General features: G+C 67.3%; 15 protein-coding genes. 8 read left to right on the plus strand and 7 right to left on the minus strand.

All coding sequences use genetic code 11. The annotated features are described in order from the left end of the window. Positions 1–84: 84 nt before the first annotated feature. Positions 85–225, plus strand: coding sequence for a hypothetical protein (locus tag QGN32_RS23265; RefSeq protein ID WP_326546503.1), 141 nt, complete (start codon positions 85–87; stop codon positions 223–225). A 23-nt stretch (positions 226–248) separates the two neighbouring features. On the opposite strand, the gene QGN32_RS23270 is transcribed toward QGN32_RS23265, so the two are convergent. Next, positions 249–1,163 (minus strand): ribonuclease Z, encoded by a 915-nt coding sequence (locus QGN32_RS23270; protein WP_326546504.1) that lies wholly within the window; start codon positions 1,161–1,163, stop codon positions 249–251. Positions 1,164–1,182: 19 nt separating this feature from the next. Then, complete coding sequence (locus QGN32_RS23275) at positions 1,183–1,617, minus strand: DUF4383 domain-containing protein (protein WP_326546505.1); 435 nt, start codon at positions 1,615–1,617, stop codon at positions 1,183–1,185. 128 nt (positions 1,618–1,745) lie between these two features. On the opposite strand from QGN32_RS23275, the gene QGN32_RS23280 reads away from it, so the two are divergent. The 4 genes from QGN32_RS23280 to QGN32_RS23295 all read left to right on the plus strand — a co-directional run bounded on the left by QGN32_RS23280 (position 1,746) and on the right by QGN32_RS23295 (position 6,266). Further along, positions 1,746–2,429 carry an MOSC domain-containing protein gene (locus tag QGN32_RS23280; RefSeq protein WP_326546506.1) on the plus strand — a complete coding sequence of 228 codons (684 nt, stop codon included), beginning with the start codon at positions 1,746–1,748 and terminating at the stop codon, positions 2,427–2,429. A 288-nt stretch (positions 2,430–2,717) separates the two neighbouring features. Beyond that, positions 2,718–3,677, plus strand: coding sequence for an esterase family protein (locus tag QGN32_RS23285; protein ID WP_326546507.1), 960 nt, complete (start codon positions 2,718–2,720; stop codon positions 3,675–3,677). Between the two features lie 65 nt (positions 3,678–3,742). Next, complete coding sequence (locus QGN32_RS23290) at positions 3,743–5,302, plus strand: class I adenylate-forming enzyme family protein (RefSeq protein ID WP_326546508.1); 1,560 nt, start codon at positions 3,743–3,745, stop codon at positions 5,300–5,302. Between the two features lie 4 nt (positions 5,303–5,306). Continuing rightward, positions 5,307–6,266 (plus strand): haloalkane dehalogenase, encoded by a 960-nt coding sequence (locus QGN32_RS23295; RefSeq protein WP_326546509.1) that lies wholly within the window; start codon positions 5,307–5,309, stop codon positions 6,264–6,266. On the opposite strand, the gene QGN32_RS23300 is transcribed toward QGN32_RS23295, so the two are convergent. Further along, positions 6,267–7,451 carry an acyl-CoA dehydrogenase family protein gene (locus QGN32_RS23300; RefSeq protein ID WP_326546510.1) on the minus strand — a complete coding sequence of 395 codons (1,185 nt, stop codon included), beginning with the start codon at positions 7,449–7,451 and terminating at the stop codon, positions 6,267–6,269. Between the two features lie 46 nt (positions 7,452–7,497). Here QGN32_RS23300 and QGN32_RS23305 point away from each other — a divergent pair, with 46 nt between their 5' ends. Next, a complete protein-coding gene (locus QGN32_RS23305; RefSeq protein ID WP_326546511.1) occupies positions 7,498–7,686 on the plus strand; it encodes a hypothetical protein in 189 nt (62 codons plus the stop codon). Here the strand turns inward: QGN32_RS23305 and ripD are convergent. Then, positions 7,679–8,221, minus strand: a complete 543-nt coding sequence (gene ripD / locus QGN32_RS23310) for an NlpC/P60 family peptidoglycan-binding protein RipD (RefSeq protein ID WP_326546512.1) — start codon at positions 8,219–8,221, stop codon at positions 7,679–7,681. The two genes, QGN32_RS23305 and ripD, sit on opposite strands and share 8 nt — an antisense overlap. Before the next feature lie 159 nt (positions 8,222–8,380). On the opposite strand from ripD, the gene lhgD reads away from it, so the two are divergent. Together lhgD and aceA are read left to right on the plus strand one after the other, a co-directional pair. Beyond that, entirely contained in the window at positions 8,381–9,586 is a 1,206-nt protein-coding gene (lhgD, locus tag QGN32_RS23315; protein WP_326546513.1) for an L-2-hydroxyglutarate dehydrogenase, read from the plus strand. A 38-nt stretch (positions 9,587–9,624) separates the two neighbouring features. Continuing rightward, a complete protein-coding gene (gene aceA, locus QGN32_RS23320; RefSeq protein ID WP_326546514.1) occupies positions 9,625–11,922 on the plus strand; it encodes an isocitrate lyase ICL2 in 2,298 nt (765 codons plus the stop codon). A 4-nt stretch (positions 11,923–11,926) separates the two neighbouring features. Here the strand turns inward: aceA and QGN32_RS23325 are convergent, their stop codons facing one another. The 3 genes from QGN32_RS23325 to QGN32_RS23335 all read right to left on the minus strand — a co-directional run bounded on the left by QGN32_RS23325 (position 11,927) and on the right by QGN32_RS23335 (position 15,173). Then, the gene (locus tag QGN32_RS23325; protein WP_326549227.1) at positions 11,927–13,276 is read right to left on the minus strand and encodes an aldehyde dehydrogenase family protein; all 1,350 of its coding nucleotides are present in this window, start codon (positions 13,274–13,276) and stop codon (positions 11,927–11,929) included. A 68-nt stretch (positions 13,277–13,344) separates the two neighbouring features. After that, on the minus strand, positions 13,345–13,776 hold the full coding sequence (locus QGN32_RS23330) for a type II toxin-antitoxin system Rv0910 family toxin (RefSeq protein ID WP_326546515.1): 432 nt from the start codon (positions 13,774–13,776) through the stop codon (positions 13,345–13,347). Between the two features lie 38 nt (positions 13,777–13,814). Then, positions 13,815–15,173 carry a sensor histidine kinase gene (locus QGN32_RS23335; RefSeq protein ID WP_326546516.1) on the minus strand — a complete coding sequence of 453 codons (1,359 nt, stop codon included), beginning with the start codon at positions 15,171–15,173 and terminating at the stop codon, positions 13,815–13,817. Positions 15,174–15,194 lie beyond the last annotated feature (21 nt).

Raw genomic sequence — 15,194 nt, forward strand, 5'->3', positions numbered from 1 at the left:
CCGTTCGGCTACCAACTCGCTGGTGCGTTTCCCTCGTCGTGGGCTGGGTATCGCTTGGCGATACGACCGACTAGGAGAGAACCGATGAGCTCGCCCGAACCGCCCTCTGACGATACGAACCAGGGTGAGAACGCCGAACAACCGATTCCGCCGACCGCGCCGGCGTATTCGACGCCCCCGCCGGAGGGCGTGCCCTCGGCCGACGACCAGGATGCTTCCCAGTAGCCCGTAGCAGGTCCCAAGCTGTTTCAGCGGCGCTTCGGCACCGCGATGCACATCAGGTCTTCGGCCACGACCACGTCACCGCCGAACTGCTCGACAGCCTCTTCGCGGTGCCGCACCGTATCGGTGTACCGCTGGGAGAAATGGGTCAGGACCAGTCGGCGCACATTGCATTCGGCTGCCACCTGCCCGGCTTGGCGCGCGGTCAGATGTCCGTAGCGATCGGCCAATTCGGCGTCTTCGGTCAAGAAGGTCGCCTCGATCACCAACATGTCCGCGCCGTCGGCGAGCGCGTATACGCCGTCGCACAACCGGGTATCCATGACGAACGCGAACTTCTGGCCCGGCCGGGTCGTGGTGACCTCCGCCAACCCGATTGTGCGGTCTCCCACCCGGATGGAACCGGATCGGTGCAGATCTCCGACCGCCTCGCCCTCAATACCGAAGTGGTCCAACAGTTCTGGGACGAAGTGCAGCCCGTCGGCTTCGGTCAACCGATAGCCGATCGCGTCTACGGCATGGTCAAGGCGCTGGGTCTCGAGCACGCCGAACGACTCTCGGGCGACGGGCCCGTCAGCGGTTACCGGAACTTCGCGCACGTCGGCGCGTTCGTGAAAGATACTGGCATGGCGCAGCCTCGCGAAGTAGTCGCTGCCCGATGCCGGGAAGTAGGCGTGAACGGGGTGTTGTACGTCGTCAAGCGAAAGCCACTGCAGCACACCCGGCACGCCCAGACAGTGGTCGCCGTGAAAGTGCGTCAGGCACAGCCGGGTCAGCCGACTCGATGCGACGCCGGCCAGCCGCAGTTGCCGCTGCGTGCCCTCCCCCGGATCGAAGAGCAGCCCCTCGCCGTCCCAGAGCAGGAGATAGCCGTTGTGGTTGCGACGTCTGGTCGGCACCTGGCTGGCGGTACCGAGGACGATCAACTCACGCATCGACACACAACGAGACTAAGCCGGGTCACGGATACTTACGCAGATCGGCAAGCGAGTTCCGCAAGCCGCCGTCCATGCGGATCTGGATACCGGCCACCGCCAACATCACCGCGGCGGTCACCAGGTGCACCACCGCGTCGGTGATGTTGTTGGGGAACGTGAAAACGTATGCGACCTGGTGCGAGAAGAAGGCCCAGATGCCCGGCAGCGCGCCGGCCACGGCCGCGGCGATCAGATACAGCACCGACCACGACTTGCGCATCGCGAAAACCAGTCCGGGCCCGAACAGGGCCAGCCCGGCGACGGCGTGCCAGCCGTTGTAGTCCATCCCGAATATCTGCGCCGTAGGCGCATCCGGCCCGATCGCGAAACTGGGCTCGACGATGAACCCGACCACCGCCTGAATCACGTGGAAAGCGGAAATCACCAGCAGACCGATCTGGGCGAAGCTCCACTTCACCGGAACGCCTTCCGTCGTGTCAGCGCGGACTGCCGTGAATACTACGCGCAGTAGTAGTTGCTGTTAAGGGGTGAACCCCCGGCTTCTGCCGGAACTCCCGCGCGGGTGTCCGCCGCTACTCTGTCCGGGTGGCGAAAGTGCTGTCGGTGAACGTGGCGCGGGTGCGCGTGAATCCCGATGCGCCGTCCAGGTCGACGGGCATCGACAAGGTCGCCGCGCCAGACCGAGTGGCGGTGCGCGCACCGGGCCCGATGCGGGGTGGTCTGGGCAGCGGACTGGTCGGCGACACCATCGGCCACACGAAGCTGCACGGCGGCGACGATCAAGCGGTGTACGCCTACGCGCGAGAAGACCTCGACGACTGGGAAACCCGACTGTCCCGCTCCCTGACGAACGGCATGTTCGGCGAGAACCTCACCACCACAGATGTCGACGTCACCCAGGCGCGGATCGGCGAACGCTGGCGCGTCGGCGCCGACGGCCTGCTGCTGGAAGTGTCGGCGCCCCGCACACCGTGTCGCACGTTCACGGCTTTCCTGCAGATCGACCGTTGGCTGAAGACCTTCACCGCGGCCGCCAAACCCGGTGCCTACCTTCGGGTCATCTCACCGGGAACGGTAGGCGCAGGGGACGCGATCACCATCGAGCACCGACCCGACCACGATGTCACCATCGAGTTGGCCTTCCGCGCGCGGATGTCCGACCCGTCGCTGCTCCCACAGCTGCTCGCCGCCGACGCTTTGTCGGACGAACTCAAGGCGTATGCGCGGCGCCGTCTGCCCACCAACGGCACTGCCGTGGCGCGCCGCTAGCGCGACGGCTCCGGAGCCCCCGCGACCACCTTCCTGTCTCCCTCGACCGCTCGGCGTACCGGGTCGGAGTCGCTGATGACTGAACGATGACGGCACGGCGCTGGATTCGACGCCACCGTAACGCCGGGGAGGCCGGTGCCGAAAAACAATTCAGTAGCGGCCGTTCGCGGTGGCTGTCGGCGGACATGGCAGGTGAGAAAACCTGATTCGGTAGCCGACCACCGGCGCCGGTCCGCCAAATCCGCGACGACCGCTCGACGGTATATATCAACCAGGAAGTTCACAGCGATGACATTGCTTCACAGTTGGGCGCGCCGCGTGATGGCCGGCGCGCTGGCGGCCCTGCTGATTCCGGGCCTGATCGCGGTGGCGGGTGGATCGTCCACCGCGGCCGCATACTCGCGACCCGGCCTGCCGGTCGAAACACTCATGGTCCCGTCGGCCGCGATGGGCCGCGACATCCCGGTCAAATTCCAGGGCGGCGGCGCCCATGCGGTGTATCTGCTCGACGGGTTGCGCGCCCGCGACGACAACAGCGGCTGGGACATCGAGACCGCCGCGTTCGAAAGCTATTTCGAGTCGGGGCTGTCGGTCGTGATGCCGGTCGGCGGCATGTCCAGCTTCTACACGAACTGGCAGGGTCCCGCGGTCGGCAACGGCGGCACCCACAGCTACCAGTGGGAGACCTTCCTGACCTCCGAACTGCCCGCCTACCTCGCCGCCAACAAGGGCATCTCGCCCAGCGGCAACGCGGTCGTCGGGCTGTCCATGTCGGGCAGTGCGGCGCTGATCCTGGCGGCCTACTACCCGGGTCAATTCCGCTACGCCGCATCGCTGTCGGGCTTTCTCAACCTGTCCGCGGGCGTCTGGCCACTGCTGGTCGGCGTCGCAATGCGCGACGCGGGCGGATTCAGCGCGACCGCGATGTGGGGCCTGCCCGGCGGGCCGGCGTGGAAGCGCAACGACCCGACGGTCAACGTCGGCCGCTTGGTGAGCAACGGCACTCGCATCTGGGTGTACTGCGGCAACGGCATCCCCTCGGAACTCGGCGGCGGCGGCGACATCGCAGGCCAGTTCCTCGAAACGATCACGCTGGACAGCAACAAGGAGTTCCAGCGGGCCTACCAGGCCGCCGGCGGCAGCAACGGCACGTTCAACTTCCCGGCCAACGGCACCCACGGGTGGGGCTACTGGGGCTCGCAGCTGAACGCGATGAAGGGCGACATCCAGCGCACGCTGGGCGCCTGAGGCCGCGACGCGGCTGGGCGACCGCCTCGTGCGGCCGCCCAGCGCGCGTTGGAGACAATCACTGCGTGACGCCGAAGCCGCGACCGACCGTTCCTGCGCTCCTCACGCGCGCTTGCGAGGAGTTCGGTGACCACACCTACCTGATCACCCCGACGGATCGCCTGACCTACCGCGAAGCGGATCAGCGCTCGGCCGGCGTGGCGCGGCGGCTACTGCGTGACGGCATCGGCAAGGGCACCCGCGTCGGACTGTTCTTCCCCAACGGGGTCGACTGGATCATCTGGTGGCTGGCCGTGTCCCGCATCGGCGCGTTGGCCGTCCCCCTCAGCACGCTCTACACCCCCGCGGAGATCGCCAAGGTGGCGCGGCTGGCTGACGTCGCGTTGCTCATCGCGCCGAGCCGGGTGCTGAGTATCGACGTCGCCGAGCGCTTCGAGGCGGCCTGGTCAGACCTGCCGACCCAGCAGGCCGGGCGGCTGGCACTGAATGCCGCGCCATACCTGCGCCGCATCGTGGTCGTCGACGATCCGGTCCCCGGCTGGGCGACCCGATGGGACGGCGACGCGGACGGCGTCGCGCCCGAAGTGCTCGCGGCCGCCGAGGCCGAGGTCTCCCCCGCCGATCTCGCCGTCGTCATCCACACATTTGGTTCGACCGCCGACCCGAAGGGCGTCCTGCACACCCACGGCACGCTGGTGCGTCAGACCTCGACGTGGCCGAGCGCCATCCGTGCGGTGACGAAAAGCGAAGAGGCGCTGCGGATCCTGTGTGCGATGCCGTTCTTCTGGGTTGGCGGGCTGCTCGCCGCCACCGGGGCCCTGCATGAACCGGTCACGGTGCTCGTCCTGCCGCGCCTGGACGCCGCGACCGCGCTGGACCTGATCGAACGCGAACGGGCATGCGGGGTCGTCGGCTGGCCCGCATTCACACAGCGGCTACGCGACCACCCGAGCTTTCCGGACCGCGATCTGAGTTGTGCGCCGATGCTGCGCGACGGGCCGCTCGACATCGCGATGGTTGACGTGCCCGACGGATTTCCCGTCCATCGCACCATGTCTGAGACGGCGGGCGGTTTCGCCTTCACCGACATGTGCATCGTCGACGAGGACGGCAACGCGGTTCCCGACGGCGCGGTGGGTGAATTGCTCGTTCGCGGGATCGGTGTGATGGCGGGCTACAACAAGCGCGAGCGGTGGGAGACCTTCGACGAAGACGGTTGGTACCACACCGGTGACCGTGTCTACCGCAGGACCGGCGACCCGAGGCTGTTCTACGTCGGCCGGAGCACCGATTTGATCAAGGCCGCGGGCGCCAACGTGTCACCGCTCGAGGTCGAGGCGGTCATCGCCGAATTCCCCGGCGTGGCGCAGTGTCTCGTGCTCGGAATCGACGAGTGCACACGCGGCGAGGAGGTCTGCGCGGTCGTCGTGGCGGAGGAAGCGCCGAGCGCCCCAGGCATGGACGTCGACTCGCTGGCCGCTCACACCCGGGGGCACCTGTCTGCCTACAAGGTGCCGACGCGCTGGATTCTGGCCTCGAGTGAGGACATCCCGATCCTGCCCAGCGGCAAGTTCGACCGAAAGGCGCTGCGGGCCATGGTCCTCGACGGCCGCCTCGGTAGGTGACGCGATGGCGGTGCTGAGAACTCCCGACGAGCGCTTCGCGGCGCTGCCGGATTTTCCATTCGAGCCCAGCTACGTCGACGTCCATACGCGTGGAATCGAGCCGCTGCGAATGCATTACGTGGATGCCGGCCCGTCCGAGGCGCCTGTCGTCGTGTTGCTGCACGGACAGCCCACCTGGTCGTATCTCTACCGGCACGTCATGGGCGTGCTGCTCGGCTCGGGCCTTCGGGTGATCGCACCGGACCACATCGGCTACGGGCGATCGGACAAACTGACCGAACCGACGGACTACACCTTCGACCGGCACATCGACTGGATGCACAGCGCAATCACTGCATTGGACCTGTCCGATGTCACGCTTGTCGTGCAGGACTGGGGCGGACCCATCGGGCTGAGCGTGCTCGCACGCGATCCCGACCGATTCGCGCGCGTCGTCGCGACCAACACGATCCTGCACACGTGCGACCCCGACCTCGCCGGCATGCTGGAGTGGCCGCACCACGCGGTCGGTGACGGACAGGTCATCCACCAGGAGACCCTCCTCGACTACGTGGCGTTCTATCAGCGCGCGCCAGAACTCGTTCCCAGTTTCTTCCTCGACGCGGTCGCCGGGCCGTTGAGTCCCGAGGTTCGCGCCGCCTATGACGCGCCGTTTCCCGACCGCAGTTTCACCGCCGGCCTGCGCCAGATGATCGCGTTGATCCCGTTGACACGCAACGATCGCGGGGCCGCCATCGGCCGCGCCACCATGGCCGCACTGCGCGACTGGCGACGGCCGTTTCTGACCGCGTACTCCGACGGCGATCCGGCAACACGCGGTTGGGACAAGGTCTTTGCCGAGCAGGTTCGCGGCGCCCGCAGCCAGCCCCACACAACCGTGACCGGTGCGGGCCACTTCATCCAGGAACAGCGCGGCGCCGAACTCGGTCGCATCGTCGCCGACTTCGTGGCGCGTACCGGCTGACTAAAGCCCGAACTGGTCGTCGAGAATGCCGAGCCAGATCTGGGCGGCATCGATCGCCACCTTCTCGCTGATGAACGCATGCTGGGTGCCGGTGTACATGTCGCGGAACGCGCGCTCCAGGCGGGTGCCCTCGCGAATCGAGCTGGTACCCGCGACCAGATGCGCCCACTCCGCACACTGGCGCGCCACGTCGGTGGCGTACACGGCGGCCACCCGCATGTCCGCGCGTAAGCCCGGGCGCAGGTCCTCACCCGCCCCGACAGCGGCTTCGGCCGCCGTGAATGCGTCGATCACCAGCAGGCGCGCCGCCCGCCACGCGGCGACGTGATGGGCAAGCCCCTTCTGGAAAGTGGGACGACTGGCCAGCGACGCCATGTCACTCATCCGGAACTTCGTGGCCGCGAGCTCTTGGACGTCGTCGAGCATGCTCTTTGCCACCCCCAGCGCCCACGAGGCGTGACCGGCCGCGGTGACCGGCATCAAACCCATGCGGGTCGCGGGCGAGGAACCGCGCAGCGGCTCACGGGTGAACAGCGCGAAGGTACGTTCGGCGGGAACGAAGACGTCCTCGACGCTGTAGTCGTAGGAGCCGGTTCCCTTCAGCCCCTGCACATACCAGCCGTCGTTGAAGCTCACCTGGTCGCGGGGCAGGACGGCGACCTGCATGTCGGGCACGCCTTCGCCGACCCACCGCATCTCTGCACCGTCCATCGGCAGGAAGCCCGCGGCGACATACTGCGAATGCCCGATCCCGGAGCCGAAACTCCACGAACCGGTCAGCCGGTAACCGCCGGATACCGCGGCGCCCTGTCCGTTGGGAAAGAACTGCCCTCCCATCGTCACGCGATTGTCGTGCGCGGTGAAGACCTCGGCGAAACCGGCATCCGGCAGGTAGGTGGCCGCGGCGAACGACGACGGCAGATTGGCGATCCCGACCCACCCGAAAGAGCCGTCTTGCCATGCCATTTCGATCCAGGTTTCGATCATCTCGGCGAACGACGGTTCCATGCCGCCTGCGGGCACCGGGTTGAACGCCGACATCAGCCCGGTGTCCCACATCGCCTCGACGATCGCGGGGCTGAGTGTGCGTAGTCGCTCGGACTCGCCTGCTTCGCCTTGGACGGTCTCGCGCATGGTGCGGACCCTTCCCGCGATGCCTTCGGCAGACTCCAGTGTCGATGTCATCCGTCTTCTCTATCAGCGATATCCGCCGCGCGCATCGACTTCCATGATGCCGAAATCGGCGCAACGGCATCCGCTGCTGGAGCATTCTCCAGGAATGCGCATCGAGATCATCGTGTTCGACGGTTTCGATGCACTCGACGTCGTGGCGCCCTGGGAGGTGTTCGTCCGCGCGGCCACGCTCGATCCGTCCTACCCGATGCCTACCGACGTCTGGCGCTCGGGTCACCTCACTTGATGATGCGGACGAGGTACGGCGCCATGTTGGTGGTCCGCACCGGCGAAACCGTGACGGCCGGTTCGGTGGCCTCCAGCATCTGCCCGTTGCCGAGGAACAGTGCGACGCTCTGATTTCCGTTGGGGCCGTAGAAGATCAGGTCGCCCGGCAACGCCTCCGACGGCAACACCTTCTGGCCGACGGCGTACTGTGCACCCGAGGACCGCGGCAGCTTGACACCGACACCGGCGAATGCGTAGACCATCAGACCCGAGGCATCGAAACCGACCGTGCTGACAGCCGGATTCAAGCCGACGATGCGGCCTTCGGTGTCCAGCCCCGCGACGTTCTCGGCTGTGCCACTGCCCCTGGTCGGCCCATTGGCGTCGCCCCCGCCGTAGGAGAACGGGACGCCGCGCTGCGAGAGTCCGCGCGCGATCACTGTGTCAACCGCCTGCTGGTTGGCCGCCGGCCGCGGGTACGGTGCGGCGGTCGCGACACCAGGAACCGCCACCAGCAGGGCGACACCGATCACCAAGGCGTATATGCGTCTCATGAATGGTTCATCTTTCTCGACTGTGCGCATACCGATGGCGCTGTATCCACTTGTACCGCCTGATTTGCCAGACATGCCAATTCGCGCCTGGCCCAGGGTCAATGAGATGCAGTACCGTAATCGAACAGTGATTACCCACCTCGGTTGCCCGGCCCGGCGATGACGGAACGGCTCGCTGTAATCGGTGGCGGCATCCTCGGAGTCGCGGTGGCCCGCGAGATTCTGCGGCGTCGACCGCACTCCGATGTGACGCTGTTCGAGAAGGAGGGCCGCCTCGCATCGCACCAGACCGGGCACAACAGCGGGGTGGTGCACGCGGGCCTGTACTACGAACCCGGTTCGCAGAAAGCGGTGCTCTGTCGTCGCGGAGTGAAACTCCTCGAAGCGTTCTGCGCCGAGCGTGATATCCGCCGGATCGCCTGCGGCAAGGTCGTGGTCGCGCTGAGCGACGACGACCGGGCCAGGCTCGACGACATCGAGCAGCGGGCCTTGGCCAACGGCGTCCCGGGAGTCCGGATCATCGGGGCGGAGGAATTGCGTGAGCTTGAACCCAATGTTTCAGGGATCGCCGCCCTGCATTCACCGGCGACGTCGATCGTCGACTACGCACAGGTGACAACGGAGCTTGCCGCCGATGCCGTGAGCTCAGGTGCGGAAGTCCTTCTTGAACAAGAGGTGACGGGCCTGCGACCAAGCCGCACCGAAGTGGTGGTCAGCACACGCACCGCAGCGGGTGACGACGAAGCCCGCTTTGACCGGGTCGTCGTATGTGGTGGTCTGCAGAGTGACCGGTTGGCCGAGATGGCCGGTGACGGACCGGATCCGGTGATCATGCCGTTCCGCGGCGAGTACTACGCGTTGAAGCCCCACCGGCGCGACCTTGTCAACGGGTTGGTCTATCCCGTGCCTGACCCCCGGTATCCGTTTCTCGGTGTCCACGTCACCCCTCGGGTGGACGGTGAGGTGATGATCGGGCCCAACGCCGTGCTGGCATTGGCGCGCGAGGGGTATTCCTGGCGCACGATCTCGCTGCACGACCTGGTCGGGATGGCATCGGCGCCGGCCTTCTGGCGGTTTGCCCGGCGGCACTGGCGCACGGGGCTGCGTGAGGTGGCCGGCTCGTTGTCCAGGAGGCGGTTCATCGCGGCCGCCCGGGCCTATGTGCCCGCGTTGCGTGACGACGACGTGGTGCCGGGCGTCGCGGGCGTGCGGGCCCAGGCGCTCGACGCCGACGGCGGACTCGTCGACGACTTCCGGATCAGCATTCGCGACCGCGTCACGCTGCTGCGCAATGCACCCTCACCCGCGGCGACGTCGGCGCTGGCGATCGCCGAGCACGTCGTCGACACCCTCGCCCTGCCATAACGCCCTCACCGCCCAAAGCCGAGTCGTAGGGTGAATCCATGGCCATCATCGAAACGGACGCCGCGCCTCAGACCCCGTTCGAGCAGGAGGCCGCTGCCACGCAGCGGTACTTCGACAGCCCGAGATTCGACGGGATCACCCGCCTCTACTCGGCCCGCCAGGTCGCCGAACAGCGCGGCACGATCCCGTCCGACTACATCGTGGCTCGCGAGGCCGCCACGGCGTTCTACGAGCGCCTCCGCGAACTGTTCGCGAAGAAGAAGAGCATCACCACGTTCGGCCCGTACTCGCCCGGGCAGGCCGTCACGATGAAACGAATGGGCATCGAGGGCATCTACCTCGGTGGCTGGGCGACGTCGGCCAAGGGGTCCACCACCGAAGATCCCGGACCCGACCTGGCCAGTTACCCGCTGAGCCAGGTACCCGAGGAGGCGGCGGGCCTGGTTCGCGCGCTGCTCACCGCGGACCGCAACCAGCAGTACCTGCGGCTGCAGATGTCGGATGAACAGCGCGCCGCGACCCCGGCCGTCGACTTCCGGCCGTTCATCATCGCCGACGCCGACACGGGCCACGGTGGGGATCCGCACGTGCGCAACTTGATTCGCCGGTTCGTGGAGGCCGGGGTACCGGGATATCACATCGAAGACCAGCGCCCGGGCACGAAGAAGTGCGGCCATCAGGGCGGTAAGGTGCTGGTGCCCTCCGACGAGCAGATCAAGCGGCTCAACACCGCCCGCTTCCAGCTCGACATCATGCGGGTGCCCGGCATCATCGTGGCCCGCACGGACGCCGAGGCGGCCAACCTGATCGACAGCCGCGCCGACGAGCGCGACCAGCCCTTCCTGCTCGGCGTGACCAACCTGAAGGTGCCGTCGTACAAGTCGTGCTACCTGGCGATGATGCGCCGCTTCTACGAGGCCGGCGTCACCGAACTCAACGGCCACCTGCTTTACGCGCTGCCCGAAGGTGAGTACGTGACCGCCAACGCCTGGCTGGACCGCCACGGCCTGGGTGATGCGGTCGCCGAGGCCGCGTCGGCGTACCGCGACCGTCCCGACGGCGCGATCGACGAGATCTTCGACGGGGTGGAATCGAAGGTCGTCGACGCCTGGCAGGTCGATGCCGGGCTGATGACCTACGGCGAGGCGGTGGCCGAGCTGCTCGAGTTCCGCGAGAGCGAGGGTGAGCAACTCGACATGAGCGTCACGGAGTGGCGTGAGTTCTCCGAGCGCGCTCCCTTGTACACCGCCCGCGAGAAGGCCGAGGATATCGGCGCGGCCGTCGCCTGGGACTGCGAGCTGGCAAAAACCCCGGAGGGTTACTACCAGGTCCGTGGCGGCATCCCGTACGCGATCGTCAAATCGCTTGCCGCCGCGCCGTTCGCCGACATCCTCTGGATGGAGACGAAGACCGCCGACCTCGCCGACGCACGCGAGTTCGCCGAGGCGATCCACGCCGAGTTCCCCGACCAGATGCTGGCCTATAACCTGTCCCCCTCCTTCAACTGGGACACCACCGGCATGACCGATGACGAGATGCGGGCCTTCCCCGAGGAACTCGGCAAGATGGGGTTCGTCTTCAACTTCATCACCTACGGCGGGCATCAGGTCGACGGCGTCGCCTCCGAGGAGTTCGCCACCTCGCTGAGGCAGGACGGCATGCTTGCGCTGGCTCGTCTGCAGCGCAAGATGCGGCTGGTCGAATCTCCTTACCGCACACCGCAGACGCTCGTCGGTGGACCACGTAGCGACGCCGCCCTGACCGCGTCGTCGGGACGGCTCGCGACCACCAAGGCGATGGGCAAGGGCTCGACCCAGCATCAGCATCTGGTGCAGACCGAGGTTCCGAAGAAGCTGCTCGAGGAGTGGCTGGCGCTGTGGAGCGAGCACTATCAACTCGGCGAGAAGCTGCGGGTGCAGCTGCGCCCGACGCGGCCCGGGTCGGATGTGCTCGAACTAGGAATTTACGGCGAGCGCGACGGCGAGGACGAGAAGCTGGCCAACGTGATCGTCGACCCCATCAAGGACCGGCACGGCCGCAGCATCCTGACGGTGCGCGACCAGAACACGTTCGCCGAGAAGCTGCGCCAGAAGCGGCTGATGAGCGTGGTGCACCTGTGGCTGATCCACCGGTTCAAGCCAGAGATCATGTACTACGTCACGCCAACGGAGGACAACATCTATCAGACCGAGAAGATGAAATCGCACGGCATCTTCACCGACGTGTACCAGGAGGTCGGCGAGATCATCGTGGCCGACATCAACCAGCCCAGGATCGAGGAGCTGCTCAATCCCGATCGCAAGGCGCTGGTCCGGCTGATCCGCAAGGAGGACTGAGCGCTCAGTTGCCCGGCGGTGACCAGTGCACGACCTTCATCGCGGTCATCTCGTCGAGTAGCTCTGGGCCGAAGCCGTAGCCGTTGCCGCTCGCCCGGCGCGGCTGCGAGGCCCCGCCGGGGGCTCCGCCGAAGACGTCGTTGATCTTGACGGTGCCGACGGGCAGTACCCGCCATGCCTCCTGCGCGTGCGCCATGTCCGGGGTCAGCACGGTGGCGGCCAACCCGTAGCGATCGTCGGCCGCTTCGCGCAGGGCGGTGTCGAAGTCCGCCGCTACCCGCACCGGCGCCACCGGGCCGAACGTCTCCTCGCGAAACACCCGCATGTCAAGTGTGCAGTCGGCCAACACGGTCGGCGGGTAGAACGAACCCGGTCCCGGCTGTGGCGCGCCGCCGGCCAACACGCGCGCGCCGTTGGCGACCGCGTCATCGATGTGGTCCTGCACCACGGCACGCTGCCGGCGGTCGACCATCGGCCCGATCCGCTCAGCCCATACCTGCGCTTCCTCGACCAACTCGTCGAGGAAGGCATCGGAAAGCGCCTCGACCACGAAAACCCGTTCCACGGACACGCAGATCTGCCCGGCGTTCGCGAACGCGCCCAACGCAGTCTGCTCGGCCGCCCATCGTGGATCCACGCCGGCGTCGACGATCAGCGCGTCGTTGCCGCCGTTTTCCAGCACGGTCTTGGCGCCCCGTTCCGCGCATGCTCGCGCGATCGCCCGGCCCGCCGCGCTGCTGCCGACATGCGCCACCACGTCGACGTCCGGTGCAGAGGCGAGCTGGGCGCCGACCGATCCGTCGCCGTCGAGGATTTCGAGCACACCGTCGGGAAGCTGACCGGCCAGTAGCTCTGCGAAGCGTCGACCGGTCGCCGGACATCGTTCACTTGGCTTGTGCACCACCGTGTTTCCCGTTACCAGTGCGGCGCCCAGCAGACCCGCCGCCACGGCGACGGGGTCGTTCCACGGGGTCAGCACTGCCACGACACCGCGGGGTTCCGGAATCATCAGATCGGTTGCGCCCCAGGATCCGTGCAGGCTGCGGCCGCGGTGCACGGGACCGAGCTCGGCGTACTGCACCAAGGTGCCCGTGCCGGCGTCGACCCCGCCGGCCGCGTCGTCGCGCAGCTTGCCGGTCTCGCGTTCGTTGAGTTCGGCCAGTTCGTCTGCCGCCGCACGGACCGCTGCGGCGGCTTTCGTCAGCGCCGCCGCACGTTCGGCAGCCGGGGTTCGCGCCCACGCAGGTGCCGCCGCGCGCGCTCGCGCCACGGCTTCGGCGCATGTCGAGGGATCGGTGATCGGAATCCGGCTGACCATGTCGCCGGTGCGAGGGTCGAGAACGGTCAGCTCCATGGTGTGGGACACCCAGGTGTGTTACCCGGTCGATCACCGCTCAATCGCTGCGCTTCACGCCCTTTCCCTCAGGTGTAGAGCTCTTCGAACTTGCGGATGGACCGGTCGATGTCGCCCTTGACCGCACGCGCCGCCGTGGCCCCGATCGGCCCGAACAGCGGGGCTCCCCCGAGATTCATGGTGAGGGTGAACGTGGAGCCGGTTCCGATCGCCGCCACCTTCATCGTGAGTCCGTACCTCGTGCCGCCCACACCCTTGCCCGTCACCTCGATCAGCTTGGGCGGGTCGAACTTCTGGATGGTCCAGGTGACGCGGTTGCGCAGACCTTTGGCGCCGGCGACGCCGACGATCGTGGTGCCGACCGACAGCTCGTCGGGCAACTCGCTGCGCCAACCTTCATGCATGACCAGCCAGTCGCCGAGGGAGCCGAGGTCCGAGACATGCACCCACGCTTCGTCGGGGGTCAACGCCAGCTCGCGCGACAACTCCAGCTTCGCCATCCTGGGATGGTAACCAGATCAGCTCGACGCGGGCAGCCTCAGCTCGGTGCCGGAAGGTTCAGCACGAGTCGGGCGCCGCCGAGCTGGCTGGCTTCGATCGCTGCTGTGCCGCCATGCAATTCCGCTTGCTGTGCCACCAGCGCCAGCCCGAGCCCCGAACCGGACCGTGCCGCGGTGGAACCGCGGGAGAACCGCTCGAACACCGCGGACCGTTCGTCCTCCGGTATTCCCGAGCCGTTGTCCTCGACGGTGATCTGCACGCCTTCGCCGGAGCTGACGGCGCCGAGTTGAATCTCGGTCGCACCGCCGTGCTTGATCGCGTTGGTGATCGCGTTGTCGACGACCAGTCTCAGCCCGGCGGGCAGGCCCAGCATGAGCACCGTCGTCGACGACGCCAGGGACACCCGCAGCCCTGGATAGTTGCGCATCGCATCGTGTGCGGCCCGATCCAGCAGGTCGGTGATGTCGACCGGCACGAAGTCGTCGACGGTGGTCAGTTCGCCCTGGGCAAGGCGCTCCAGGGCGGTGAGCGTCGCCTCAATGCGGCTCTGCGTGCGCATCACGTCGGCGATCACCTCCTGGCGCTGTTCGTCGCGCATCTGCAGGGTGGAGAGCACCTCGAGGTTGGTGCGCATCGCGGTCAGAGGGGTGCGCAGCTCGTGTGACGCCACCGCCGCGAAGTCGCGGGCCGACTCCAGTGCCGCCCTGGTGCGCTGCTGTTCATCGCCGATGCGGGCGAGCATTCCTTCGACGGCCTCGGCGATCTCGACGGCCTCCTGCACGCCGCGCACCTGGACCTCTTCGGGTTTCGACTGCGCGTTGATGGCGCGCGCCTGCTGTGCCAGCAAGCGAAACGGGTTGATCATGATCGACCACATCACCCAGCCGACGAGCACGGTGCCCACGATGACACCTCCGCAGATCATCAGCACGCGCCGGTGCAACTCGTCGATCCGGCGTTGGGTCTCGGCGAGCGGAGCGCCGATCGCGATTGATGCCTCACCGGCGGCGAACGTACGAACCCGGTACTCGACGCCGTCGATGGTGGTGTCGGCGTAACCGATGTCGAACTGGGGCAACACGATGTCTCGGGGCACCGAAACGGTGACGCCGTCGACCCGCGCGGTGCGCACCAGGCCACCGTCCGGGATGGGCTGGTCGAGGTCGGCCTGCTGTGCGGTGCGCAGCAGGGTGCTGATGTCCCCCAGGCTGCTGACCGAGTCGAGGCGGCGGTCGAGTTGGCTGTACTGGTCGTTGGTGACGCCGAACCACACCCACGCGCCCAGTGTGATCACCAGCGCGACGACCGACAGCGCCGCGACGATGACGATGACGCGCAGCGACATCACGCGGGTCAGCAGTTGGTACAGGCGTCCACCGGGTTGCACGGTTGTCATACTGCCCGACCGACGCCTGAC

This window comes from Mycolicibacterium sp. ND9-15 (assembly GCF_035918395.1).
Classification (GTDB): Bacteria; Actinomycetota; Actinomycetes; order Mycobacteriales; family Mycobacteriaceae; genus Mycobacterium.

What these genes read in the sequence shown, in the direction of transcription:
- ripD (WP_326546512.1), bottom strand. Translation starts at nt 8,221, where the DNA reads ATGAGACGCATATACGCCTTGGTGATCGGTGTCGCCCTGCTGGTGGCG.
- QGN32_RS23265 (WP_326546503.1), top strand. Translation starts at nt 85, where the DNA reads ATGAGCTCGCCCGAACCGCCCTCTGACGATACGAACCAGGGTGAGAAC.
- QGN32_RS23295 (WP_326546509.1), top strand. Translation starts at nt 5,307, where the DNA reads ATGGCGGTGCTGAGAACTCCCGACGAGCGCTTCGCGGCGCTGCCGGAT.
- lhgD (WP_326546513.1), top strand. Translation starts at nt 8,381, where the DNA reads ATGACGGAACGGCTCGCTGTAATCGGTGGCGGCATCCTCGGAGTCGCG.
- QGN32_RS23285 (WP_326546507.1), top strand. Translation starts at nt 2,718, where the DNA reads ATGACATTGCTTCACAGTTGGGCGCGCCGCGTGATGGCCGGCGCGCTG.
- aceA (WP_326546514.1), top strand. Translation starts at nt 9,625, where the DNA reads ATGGCCATCATCGAAACGGACGCCGCGCCTCAGACCCCGTTCGAGCAG.
- QGN32_RS23330 (WP_326546515.1), bottom strand. Translation starts at nt 13,776, where the DNA reads ATGGCGAAGCTGGAGTTGTCGCGCGAGCTGGCGTTGACCCCCGACGAA.
- QGN32_RS23300 (WP_326546510.1), bottom strand. Translation starts at nt 7,451, where the DNA reads ATGACATCGACACTGGAGTCTGCCGAAGGCATCGCGGGAAGGGTCCGC.
- QGN32_RS23305 (WP_326546511.1), top strand. Translation starts at nt 7,498, where the DNA reads ATGCCGAAATCGGCGCAACGGCATCCGCTGCTGGAGCATTCTCCAGGA.
- QGN32_RS23325 (WP_326549227.1), bottom strand. Translation starts at nt 13,276, where the DNA reads ATGGAGCTGACCGTTCTCGACCCTCGCACCGGCGACATGGTCAGCCGG.
- QGN32_RS23335 (WP_326546516.1), bottom strand. Translation starts at nt 15,173, where the DNA reads ATGACAACCGTGCAACCCGGTGGACGCCTGTACCAACTGCTGACCCGC.